We start from the raw sequence: 11,812 nt of genomic DNA, 5'->3' as shown, positions 1-11,812 counted from the left end.
TTTAATATATATTTATATATTTCACAAACTTAGAATCAAAAATATCGTTATTCTTAGATTGAGCCTTTTGCATTTTTTTAGATATTTTTTTCTCTTTTAATTTTATCTTTTTTATTCATTAGGAATTCCTGAATTCTTATTTTTTACGAAATAGAAAATTCATTAACTTAGGCGCGTTACATGACGCATTTATTTTTTTGATTTTTTTTATTTTTAAGTTTTCAGGATTTTCAATATGAGCAGCTTTAACGCTAATCTTTGGAAAAAAACACTCATTTTGTCTTCTGCGTTAACAGGTGCTTTGCTACTCACTGGTTGCGACTCAAAAAAAGAAGATAAAACCCAAGTGTTAAATATCGGTTATCAAAAGTATGGCTTACTGCCCGTGATTAAAGAACGTGGTGAATTAGAAGCCGCTTTGAAGGATCAAAACATTCAAGTGAAATGGGTAGAGTTCCCAGGTGGACCACAACTGTTAGAAGGTTTGAATGTCGGCAGTGTTTCATTTGGTGAAGTCGGTGAAGCACCCCCTATTTTTGCCCAAGCAGCGAATTCAAATTTGGTTTATGTCGCAAATCAACCTGCGACTCCACGCGCTGAAGCGTTGATTGTTCAAAAAAATTCGAACATCAAAAATATTCAACAACTTAAAGGTAAGCGTGTAGCGTTAAACAAAGGTTCTAACGTTCATTATCTTCTCCTGAAGATCTTAGAAAAGAATCATTTGACGCTTGATGATATTGAAGTGGTTTACCTACCACCATCGGATGCTCGCGCAGCATTTGAGCGCGGTGCAGTCGATGCATGGGTAATCTGGGATCCGTTCTTTGCAGCAGCAGAGCATCAAATCGGCGCACGTGTTCTCGCTTCTGGCGAAGGGCATGCCAATAACTACCAGTTCTATATGGCTGATCGTAAGTTCGTTGAACAGAATCCTGAAATTATACAAACCGTTGTTCAAGAACTTAATGAAGCATCAGATTGGATTGCTTCCAATAAAGACGAAGCAGCTCAACTGCTCGTGAAGCCTACAGGCCTAGATTTCAAAATTCTTCAAACCTCAATTGGACGTATGAGCTTCGGCGTTTATCCAATTAGTACTGAAGTTGCTCAACATCAGCAAAAAGTTGCCGATGTATTCCATCAACAGAAGTTAATTCCAAACAAAATCAATATTCAGGCCGCAATTATTGCGCCTACACCCAAATAACAACATGAAAAGGTGATGAACATGACTCAATATCAATCAGGAAATACAGCACACACTTGGTTTAAAACCTCAAGTCATTCAATGACAACGATGCTATTTGCCTGTGCGATGTTGGGTTGCTCAGCTGCATGGGCTGTTGATCCCTCAGTGAAAGAATTACGCATTGGCTTCCAAAAATCTTCCGTAAATTTGGTGATTGCTCAACAGCAAAAACTGTTTGAGCAAGAATTTCCCAATGCCAAAATTACATGGAATGAGTTCCCTGGTGGTCCTCAAATTTTAGAAGCACTTGCAGTGGGTTCAGTGGATATTGGTGCAACAGGTGATACCCCCCCTGTTTATGCTCAAGCAGGAAACAAACCTTTGCATTACATTGCTTATGAGGCGGCGAAGCCTCTTTCTTCAGCAATCTTAGTGCCGCAAAAATCCAAAATTACTCAGCTTAAACAACTCAAAGGCAAGCGTGTCGCAGTACATCGTGGATCTAGTTCACATTATCTATTGGTCCAAGCCGTCCGAAAAGCAGGTTTGCAATGGAGCGATGTAAAACCAATTTGGTTAAGTCCTGCTGATGCACGCGCAGCATTTCAAAAAGGTGCTGTTGATGCATGGGCCATTTGGGACCCGTATTACGCTGCTGCTGAACTTGAAGATAAAGCAAAAGTTTTGACCACTGGACAAGGGCTGAGCCCGAATTACACGTTCTATCTCGCTTCAGGCAAGTTTATCGACAAACATCCTCAAGCGATTTCAGGTGTCATTGAACAGATTAATCTTGCTGATCAATGGGTTCAAAAGAACTTAAAAACTACAGCAACGATTTTTGCCAAAACAACAGGTTTAAAGCCGAATGTCAGCCAAACCTTTGTTCAGCGCCGACCTCGTCCATCTTATGCAGCACCTTTAACCGCGAAAGTCATTGCAGATCAGCAACAACTGGCTGATCGCTTTGCTGAGCTCAAAATCATTCCTAAACCGATACAAATTAACCAAGTCGTATGGACTGGTAAGTAACTCATATTAAGGACTTAAGTAATGAAAATTTTCTGGTTTATTCCTACTCATGGTGATAGTCGCTACCTAGGTACAAGCAAAGGCGGACGTGTTGTCGACCATGCCTACATGAAACAAATCGCTGTGGCGGTGGATAATCTAGGTTATGAAGGTGTGCTTATCCCGACTGGTCGTTCTTGTGAAGATCCATGGTTGACTGCCGCAAGTTTAATTGATGCCACCAAAAATCTTAAATTTCTCGTTGCTTTGCGTCCAGGGGTAACCACTCCTGCACTGGCTGCACGTATGGCAGCAACCTTTGACCGTCTTTCAAATGGCCGTGTTCTATTGAACTTGGTCACTGGTGGTGATGAGCAAGAGTTAAAAGGTGACGGCGTCTATGAAGATCATAAAACGCGTTATAAAACTGCGACTGAATATACTACGATTTGGCGCGAAATTTTAAAACGCTCTCATACGGGTGAAAGCTTCACGTTCCATGGTGAACGTCTAAGCGTGGATGATGCAAAATTATTATATCCACCCGTCCAAAAACCATATCCACCATTGTGGTTTGGTGGTTCTTCTGATGATGCTGTTGAACTGGCAACTGATCAAGTAGATACCTATTTAACTTGGGGAGAGCCTCCAGCAGCGGTTAAAGAAAAAATTGAAAATGTCCGCGCTAAGGCGGCAGCTAAAGGTCGCACCCTAGATTACGGTATTCGTTTACATGTCATCGTCCGCGAAACCAACGAGGAAGCATGGAGAGCTGCTGAAGAATTAATTCAGTATGTTGATGATGAAACCATCGCTGCGGCACAGAAAAAATTTAAACAAATGGACTCTGTTGGTCAACGTCGTATGGCTGAACTTCATAATGGAGATCGCTCGAAACTTGAAGTGTCACCAAACTTATGGGCTGGCGTAGGTCTCGTCCGTGGGGGTGCAGGCACGGCATTAGTAGGTGACCCTGAAACTGTGGCGGCACGTATCCAAGAATATGCAGATTTAGGCATTAATACCTTTATTTTCTCGGGTTATCCGCATCTTGAAGAATCAATTCGTTTTGCTGAATTGATATTCCCTCTTCTACCATTAGAAACACGCCAAAAACTGACTCAACCTAATCTGACTGGTCCTTTTGGTGAGATTGTCGCGAATAACTATACTCCTGAAGAAAATAAAAAAGGAGATCAGGTTCAGGAGCCGGCATGACAACAGCGGTAGATAAAACTCAAAAACATTCTATCGTGTTGAGTAAAACCAAGGTAGTTAAACCTGAAGGTTTTCTCTCTCGAGGAATCAAACAACTGGGGCAACGTTTGTTGCCTTGGTTAGTACCCATTTTTCTTATTGTGATTTGGCAACTGGCTTCAGTCACTGGCATTTTAGAAAGCCGTGTCTTGCCTGCTCCAACCGCAGTGGTTTTGGCTTTTTGGCATCTATTGTTCAGTGGTGAACTGTGGACACATGTCCAAGTCAGTGCGGGACGTGCACTGATTGGCTTGCTGATTGGTGGTGGCTTAGGATTATTTTTAGGATTGTTAAATGGCTCATCTAAAGTCGCCTCTACGTTACTCGACACGACCCTACAAATGATCCGTAATATTCCAGCTTTAGCTTTAATTCCATTGGTGATTCTATGGTTTGGAATTGACGAATCTGCCAAATTATTTTTGGTCGCGATTGGCGTGTTTTTCCCAATTTATATCAATACGTATCACGGTATCCGATCTGTAGATCCTCAGCTGATCGAGATGGGCAAGAGTTATGGTTTAACACGCTGGCAGTTATACAAAGAAATTATTTTACCAGGTGCTCTTCCTTCCATTTTAGTTGGTTTGCGCTTCGCACTAGGTTTAGTTTGGGTTCTTTTAATTGTAGCTGAAACCATCTCGGCACAAGCTGGAATTGGCTACATGACCATGAATGCGCGTGAATTTTTACAAACAGATGTCGTTTTAGTTGGGATTCTACTGTATGCCCTACTTGGTAAATTAGCGGATGTACTCGCGGTTGCCTTAGAAAAATATTTATTACGCTGGCATCCAGGCTATCAAAAATAGGAATGCGTATGACTGATTTAAGTATTTCAAATCTCGCTGATGAACATGTCATTCCAGATCATGCCAGATCAGCTCCACAAAAGATCGGTGCAGAAATCAATCTTGAACAACTGCACAAGTTCTATGGCAAAGTTAAAGTATTAGAGGATTTAGACCTACATATAGAACCTGGTGAATTTGTTGCCATTGTGGGTCGAAGTGGCTGTGGTAAGAGTACGTTGTTACGGTTAATCGCGGATTTAGAACAACCGAGTTATGGTGAGATTAAATTTAAATCTGCACTGAACTTTCGTGAAGGTATTACCGCTGATGACATCCGCGTCATGTTCCAAGATCCTCGCCTATTACCATGGAAAAGCATTTTAAAAAATGTGCAATTGGGCTTAGATAAATCCCAGCATGATAAGGCTGAAGCATTATTGGAAAAAGTTGGCTTAAATGAAAAAGCTGAACTTTGGCCTGCACAACTTTCAGGTGGACAACGTCAACGAGCAGCGCTAGCACGTGCCTTGTCTCATACCCCTCGAATACTATTACTTGATGAACCTTTGGGGGCTTTAGATGCGCTTACGCGTTTAGACATGCAAAATTTAATCGAGAAACTATGGCTAGAACAAGGCTTCACCACCATCTTAGTGACACATGATGTCAGTGAAGCTGTTCAGTTAGCAGATCGTATTATTTTGCTCGATAAAGGTCATATCGCACATCAGTTCAAAGTAGATTTACCACGACCGCGACAAAAAAATGTCAAATTTGCAGAGCTTGAACAACAAGTTTTAGAAGCCGTACTTTCAACTTAAGCGATACAAAATATGACATTCTGAATTGTTGAATGAGGTAAATGGAAGTGTCTAATTTTCGTCGGAAAATTAGACACTTTTCGTACTGATAAATGGCTTTTTTTAATTAAATTAAAAGATATTCTCGATCAGCATTTCCCACATGAGTAATATGTATTTGTTTATCAAATAAATTGTACATGTGTCTTATTATTAGTTTTATCACTTAACTACACAATTATTCTTCATATTCTTTTGCAAATGCCCTAATCCTTGTGCACAAATCGCACGTTTTGCCGTACAATTTGAGGTTCCTTTTTATAATTTACTGACGAGATGGAACAAAAGAAGAGTACGCAAAAACGTCAACAGCTTTTAGCTGCTGCATTAGATGTGTTTTCTGTGTATGGTTTTAGTGGTGCAAGCTTAGATGAAATTGCACAACTCGCGGAAATGCACAAATCGAATATTTTCTATTACTATGAAAATAAAGAAGCGCTCTATGTCGAAGTGCTGACTACTGTCATGCAAAAATGGTTAGCTCCACTGCAAATGTTGGAAGCTGATTTAGAGCCTGCTGAAGCGATCACACAATATCTCATGCAAAAGATTGAGGTTTCCCGTACTCAACATAAGGCATCAAAATTATTTGCTTTAGAAATTATCCAAGGCGCACCACATATCCTGCCAATTTTGAAAGGCCCATTAAAAAAACTCTTCAAACGTAAATCTAAAGTCATTTCCACGTGGCAAGAGCAAGGCAAAATATCAGACAAGATCGATGCTGAGGTTTTAATTATTAACCTTTGGGGTATCACACAAAACTATGCTGATTTTAGCACCCAAACCGAAATGGTAACGGGAAAAACCTTACGCAATCGCACCATGTATCAACGTACCATCGAGCATACAGTCCATATGATGCTATACGGTATTTTACCTCGATCATAATTGGTTTCTCTAAATCTCTTCGAGATTGATCTCTGGCATACGACCATAGTTTCTATGGTCGCCAAAATCTTCAAAATCTAGTGTTCCACGCTCTGATATAAAGCCAATAATTTTTGAGCGCCCAACAACAAGTTCTCCTCCCAATCTAAATGTGCGGTGTCGTTTGCCCCATCTGTAATGTATTTCACGGAAATCAAACGAACGCCAAGTTTCTTACATACTTTGGCGAGCGCATATCCTTCCATATCAACCAACTGACATGGCACCTTAGGTTCACCAGTTTCAAAGCTATCGCCAGTCCCACAAATGCCCTTGGGAAGATGTTGAAAATACGGCTCTAGGTTAATCGCTGCGGGAAATTCCTGATCCATCGGTGTAACACCAACTTCAAAGCCAAGCGGTGAAACATCCATATCTCGCTGTACAAATGTTGTTACTTCAACCAAGGAATGCGCATCAAAATGCGAACTTCCTGCTGTTCCTAAATTCAGCAAAGTTGTGCATCCCGTTTTTTGAATCACCTCAAATGCTTTAAATGCTGCATTGACCTTACCAATACCACTATAATGCACTGCAATATTTTCAGCTTCGAATAATCCTTTAGATTCACTTGCTAAGGCCATAATTAGGGCTAGATCAGACATTACTTACTCATTAAATATTGAATGGAACACATTAGACAAAAATATATCCGGAAATAAAAGTTTCTTTGATCTAATGACTCAAGCATCTTGATCTAGAATAAGAAAAGTATTGAATAAAAACACAACAACAAGACGAAACTGTGAGAATATGGCAATATATAGCCCAAATTAATTTTAGTCACCATTTCGCCCATGAAGCTACTCCGTCTGAATGCTTTAGCGCCCAACTTTCAATTGCCCAAAACTGCCGTCACCATTGGCAATTTTGATGGTGTTCATTTGGGTCATCAGGCGATGGTTCAGCAATTAAAAGACATAGCACAACAACAAGATTTAAAAACTGTGGTGATGATTTTTGAACCACAGCCTTTAGAATATTTTAAAAGTTACGACGCACCACCACGAATTAGTTCATTACGTGAAAAAGTGGAACATTTGGCTGCACTTGGTATCGACTACATTGTTGTTGCCAAATTTGATGACACATTCCGTAATTTAAGTGCGGAAGAGTTTGCTGATATTTTAAAATACAAGCTGAATACCCAAAGCCTAGTACTCGGTGAAGATCATCATTTTGGTAAAAACCGACAAGGTAATAGCCAATTCTTGCGCGATTATGGTTTTCAAGTCACCGATTTAAATAACGTTGAACTGAATGGCGAGCGTATTAGCTCTACCTTAATACGCCAAACTTTGGCTACAGGGGACCTTAAAAAAGCTGCGGAGCTACTTGGTCGCCCGTATAGCATTACGGGTCGTGTTCAATATGGTGATCAAATCGGTCGCACCATTAACTTTCCAACTATCAATGTTCGTCTAAACCGCCATAAGCCCTGTTTGCATGGCATCTATGGTGTTGAAGTGATTTGTGAAACAGAATCGTTAAAAGACAAAGTTCGCAATGAAAATGCCGAATATCCAGGTATTGCTGGTTATGAGGCTACAGCCCTTTTCGGTGCAGGACATGTCGGCACCCGACCAGCCATCGAACAGGAACATCCAGAGTGGCGATTAGAAGTACATTTCCCTGATGTTTCTGCTAATCTGTATGGCCTGTTAATGCGGGTAACATTTTTGAACTTTGTTCATGGCGAAAAGAATTATCCTTCGCTAGAAGCACTCAAAGCTGGGATCGATGATGATGTTGAGCAACTGCTTGAGTTTCGCCGAAACAACCCCAACTTTCCTTATTAATACTCCTTAATTTTTGTAAAACGCGTCAGCTTTAGACTGATTAAATTGGAAGACAACTTGCATGAGCGATAAGCAAACTCCTGAAAATGCAGTGGACTATAAAGCCACGCTAAACCTCCCAGGTACTGACTTTGCGATGAAAGCAAATCTCGCAGTACGTGAAGCGAAATGGTTAGAAGAGTGGTATGCCGACAACATTTATCAGCAGATTCGTGCGTCGCGTATTGGCAAGAAAAAATATGTGCTTCATGACGGCCCTCCATATGCAAATGGTCAAATTCACTTAGGTCATGCGGTTAACAAAGTCTTAAAAGACATCATTATTAAAAGCCGAGTAATGGATGGTTTTGATGCACCATACGTACCAGGTTGGGACTGTCATGGTCTTCCAATTGAACTTAAAGTTGAAGAAAAAGTCGGTAAAGTCGGCGTAAAAGTAGATGCTTCTACCTTCCGTAAAGCCTGCCGTGAATATGCTTATACCCAAGTTGAACTTCAAAAGAAAGACTTCGTGCGTATGGGTGTGTTCGGTGATTGGGACAATCCTTACTTAACGATGAACTTCAAACAAGAAGCAGACATCGTTCGTTCGCTGGGTGCGATTGCAAAAGCAGGTCATATCGAGCCGGGTCTGAAGCCTGTGAACTGGTGTTTAGACTGTGGTTCATCTTTGGCTGAAGCTGAAGTTGAATACGAAGATAAAAAGTCTGACGCAATTGACGTTGGTTTCACGGTTGTAGACCTTGCTGATTTATCTGCACGTGTAGGCGTAGACATCGCTGATCGTACCGATATCGTGATCTGGACCACAACACCTTGGACCATGCCTGCTAACCAAGCAGTGGCACTCCACGCTGAACTTGAATACCAATTGGTGAAAGCCACTGGTGAAGAAAGATCTGCGCAAAACTTCATTCTTGCAAAATCATTGGTTGAATCAGCGACTCAGCGTTATGGTTTCACTGCATTTGAAGTGCTTGCTGAATTCACAGGTTCTAAACTTGAAAACTTACTGCTTCAACATCCTTTAATCGCTGAACGCCAAGTGCCAGTGATCTTGGGTGAGCACGTCACCGATGGTAGCGGTACAGGTGCTGTACATACGGCTCCGGGTCACGGTGTGGACGACTATAAAGTTGGCTTACAGTACAACTTAAAAGTTGAAAACCCAGTCGGTGGTAATGGGGTGTATTTACCAACATCGCCAATCTTCCCGGGCGAACACATCTACAAAGCTAATCCAAAAATTATTGAAGCATTGACTGAAGCAACCAAGCTCTGGGCACATGTCGTAATCAAGCATAGCTACCCGCATTGCTGGCGTCATAAGACTCCAATTATCTTCCGTGCGACACCACAATGGTTCATCAGCATGGATGCGAAAGGTCTACGTAACAATGCCCTAAATGCCATTGAAAACGAGATCAGCTTCGTACCAGATTGGGGTAAAAACCGTATTCAAGCGATGATCGAAGGTCGTCCTGATTGGTGTATCTCACGTCAACGTACTTGGGGCGTGCCAATTCCATTCTTCGTACATAAAGACACCAACGAATTGCACCCACGTACCCCAGAATTGATCGAAGAAGTTGCAAAACTGATTGAACAAGAAGGTATTGATGGTTGGTACAACCGTGATGCACGTGAGTTCATTGGTAATGATGCTGAACAATACAATGCTGTGCGTGACACGCTAGACGTTTGGTTCGACTCAGGTACAACTCACTACGCAGTACTGCGTGAGCGTGAAGAACTACAAGACCCTGCTGATTTGTACCTTGAAGGTTCAGACCAACACCGTGGTTGGTTCCAATCTTCATTATTGACTTCAATGGCAATCAATGAACGTGCGCCATACAAAGGCTTGTTGACGCATGGCTTCGTAGTGGATGAGAAAGGCCGTAAGATGTCGAAATCGTTGGGTAACATCATTACCCCACAAGACATCATTAAAGATATGGGTGCTGATGGCCTTCGTTTCTGGATCGCATCTGCGGATTACCGTTATGAAATGACCGCAGGTAAAGAAATCTTTAGCCGTGCCTCTGACGGTTACCGTCGTATTCGTAACACGCTTCGTTTCTTACTTGCGAACTTGAATGGCTTCAAACCATCAACAGATGCGCTTCCTGTCGATCAACTGATTGCGCTTGATCAATACATCTTACAACGTGCCTCTGAGGTTCAAGAAACCGTTAAGAAAGCGTATGAAGAAATGAACTTCCATATCGTGACAAGTGCGTTAACTAACTTCTGTATTAATGACTTGGGTGGTTTCTACTTAGACATCATCAAAGACCGTCAGTACACTACGAAAGCGGACTCACAAGCACGTCATTCTGCACAAACTGCGCTGTATCACTTGGTACAAGCATTCGTACGTTGGATGGCACCAATCTTGAGCTTTACTGCACAAGAAGCTTGGCCATTGATTCCCGGTCAAACTGAGAAATATGTCTTCACTGCTGAATGGTATGATATTCCGACTGCATCAAGTGCCAATGTCGTATCAGAAACTGAATGGCAAACATTGATCAATGTGAAATCGGCAGTGAATAAGTTTATCGAGGCAGCACGTGGTGCGAAAACTGTGGGTTCAAACTTGTCTGCTAAGGTTGAGCTTTGGGCGAATGAGGAACTTAAAGCCGTTCTAGACAAATTAGGCGATGAACTTCGTTTCGTTCTCATTACTTCACAAGTGATGGTCAATAGTTTCGATGCAGCACAAGGTGAAGTATCTGACTTAGAAGGCTTGAATGTGAAAGTTTCTGCTGCTGACGGCGAAAAATGCGTTCGTTGCTGGCATGTTCTGCCTGATGTGAATACACATCCATCACATCCAGGACTATGTGGTCGTTGTATTATTAACCTCCCTACAGGTCAAGGCGAAGAGAGAAAATATGCCTAATCCACAAAATAATAAAAAAGGTTTATTCCAATTCTATCCCCACAATTTGTGGTGGATAGGATTGTCTATTGTTGCCATTATTTTGGATCAATGGACTAAATGGATAGCAAGTACACATCTGACTTATGCAGACCCTGTACCTGTTTTACCTTTTTTAAATTGGACATTACTACATAACTACGGCGCTGCCTTTAGTTTCTTGTCCGATGCCGGTGGATGGCAACGTTATTTCTTTACATCACTTGCAGGAATTGTCTCGGTTATTTTTGTGTTTTGGATTATGCGTATGCCAAAAAACATGAAAGTATTGCCTTTAGCCATCGCACTCATCTTAGGTGGGGCGATTGGTAATCTTATTGATCGAGTAAGTTTAGGCTATGTTGTAGATTTTATTCATGTCTACTATAACAATAGCCACTTCCCTGCTTTTAACCTTGCAGATAGTGCCATTACTTTAGGTACCATCTTAATGCTGATCGATACTTTTTTCTTAGAGAAACATCGTATTCAACGTGCGGAAGCGCAAAATGACTGATTTTATTAATCCAAATGAAGATACTCGCATTGAAGCGGGTTCAAAAGTACATTTACACTTTTCAGTAGCCATTGAAAATGGTGTTGAAATTGATAATACCCGTAGTCGCGAAGAACCTGTAAGCCTCGTGATAGGTGATGGCAGCTTATTGCCTGGTTTTGAAAAAGCTTTATTTGGCTTGCGCGCGGGTGACCGTCGTACAGTAAGTTTACCTGCTGAAGATGCTTTTGGCCCTTGGAACCAAGAGAACGTGCAAAAATTTGATACTGTTAAATTTGAGCAACGTCCTGCTGAAGGTCAAATGATTGAGTTTGAAGATAAAGCAAAGCAGTCATTATATGGTGTGGTTAAATCGGTTGGTGATGATATCACTGAGGTCGACTTTAACCATCCGCTTGCTGGTAAGGACATTACTTTTGAAGTTGAAATTTTCAAAGTAACACCAGCAGGTCAGCAAGGCATCAAAATTATGTAATGCCTGATTCGTACATAAAAAAGCGCCTTATGGCGCTTTTTTTTAGATACA

Annotated in this window: 11 protein-coding genes; 10 read left to right on the top strand and 1 reads right to left on the bottom strand. The window is 41.4% G+C overall.

Features of this window, described 5'->3' with window-relative positions; genetic code table 11:
* Window positions 1-235 precede the first annotated feature (235 nt).
* The 6 genes from AC1M85_RS00280 (at window position 236) to AC1M85_RS00255 (ending at window position 6,005) form a co-directional block, all read left to right on the top strand.
* Entirely contained in the window at window positions 236-1,210 is a 975-nt protein-coding gene (locus AC1M85_RS00280) for a sulfonate ABC transporter substrate-binding protein (protein ID WP_488213340.1), read from the top strand.
* 81 nt (window positions 1,211-1,291) lie between these two features.
* Complete coding sequence (locus tag AC1M85_RS00275) at window positions 1,292-2,224, top strand: sulfonate ABC transporter substrate-binding protein (RefSeq protein WP_481592880.1); 933 nt, start codon at window positions 1,292-1,294, stop codon at window positions 2,222-2,224.
* Window positions 2,225-2,245: 21 nt separating this feature from the next.
* Entirely contained in the window at window positions 2,246-3,421 is a 1,176-nt protein-coding gene (gene ssuD / locus AC1M85_RS00270) for an FMNH2-dependent alkanesulfonate monooxygenase (protein WP_488213339.1), read from the top strand.
* Window positions 3,418-4,272, top strand: a complete 855-nt coding sequence (gene ssuC / locus AC1M85_RS00265) for an aliphatic sulfonate ABC transporter permease SsuC (protein WP_488213338.1) — start codon at window positions 3,418-3,420, stop codon at window positions 4,270-4,272. The genes ssuD and ssuC overlap by 4 nt, the downstream gene beginning before the upstream one ends.
* An 8-nt stretch (window positions 4,273-4,280) precedes the next feature.
* Window positions 4,281-5,075, top strand: a complete 795-nt coding sequence (locus AC1M85_RS00260; protein ID WP_035264921.1) for an ABC transporter ATP-binding protein — start codon at window positions 4,281-4,283, stop codon at window positions 5,073-5,075.
* Between the two features lie 315 nt (window positions 5,076-5,390).
* Complete coding sequence (locus AC1M85_RS00255) at window positions 5,391-6,005, top strand: TetR family transcriptional regulator C-terminal domain-containing protein (protein WP_481607153.1); 615 nt, start codon at window positions 5,391-5,393, stop codon at window positions 6,003-6,005.
* A 77-nt stretch (window positions 6,006-6,082) separates the two neighbouring features.
* Here the strand turns inward: AC1M85_RS00255 and AC1M85_RS00250 are convergent, their stop codons facing one another.
* On the bottom strand, window positions 6,083-6,649 hold the full coding sequence (locus tag AC1M85_RS00250) for a 5'-methylthioadenosine/S-adenosylhomocysteine nucleosidase family protein (RefSeq protein WP_488213337.1): 567 nt from the start codon (window positions 6,647-6,649) through the stop codon (window positions 6,083-6,085).
* Window positions 6,650-6,841: 192 nt separating this feature from the next.
* On the opposite strand from AC1M85_RS00250, the gene ribF reads away from it, so the two are divergent.
* The 4 genes from ribF to AC1M85_RS00230 all read left to right on the top strand — a co-directional run bounded on the left by ribF (window position 6,842) and on the right by AC1M85_RS00230 (window position 11,761).
* Window positions 6,842-7,843 (top strand): riboflavin biosynthesis protein RibF, encoded by a 1,002-nt coding sequence (gene ribF, locus AC1M85_RS00245; RefSeq protein ID WP_481588752.1) that lies wholly within the window; start codon window positions 6,842-6,844, stop codon window positions 7,841-7,843.
* Window positions 7,844-7,904: 61 nt separating this feature from the next.
* Window positions 7,905-10,751 (top strand): isoleucine--tRNA ligase, encoded by a 2,847-nt coding sequence (ileS, locus tag AC1M85_RS00240; RefSeq protein WP_488213336.1) that lies wholly within the window; start codon window positions 7,905-7,907, stop codon window positions 10,749-10,751.
* Window positions 10,744-11,286: a signal peptidase II gene (lspA, locus tag AC1M85_RS00235; protein ID WP_035270556.1), complete on the top strand. Its 543-nt coding sequence runs from the start codon at window positions 10,744-10,746 to the stop codon at window positions 11,284-11,286. The genes ileS and lspA overlap by 8 nt, the downstream gene beginning before the upstream one ends.
* Window positions 11,279-11,761, top strand: a complete 483-nt coding sequence (locus AC1M85_RS00230) for an FKBP-type peptidyl-prolyl cis-trans isomerase (RefSeq protein ID WP_035270560.1) — start codon at window positions 11,279-11,281, stop codon at window positions 11,759-11,761. Before lspA ends, AC1M85_RS00230 begins: the two co-directional genes overlap by 8 nt.
* Window positions 11,762-11,812: the final 51 nt, after the last annotated feature.

This window comes from Acinetobacter sp. 24-47-64 (assembly GCF_057737055.1).
Note: the sequence above shows the minus strand (reverse complement) of the source record. Positions and strands in the feature narration are given on the sequence as shown.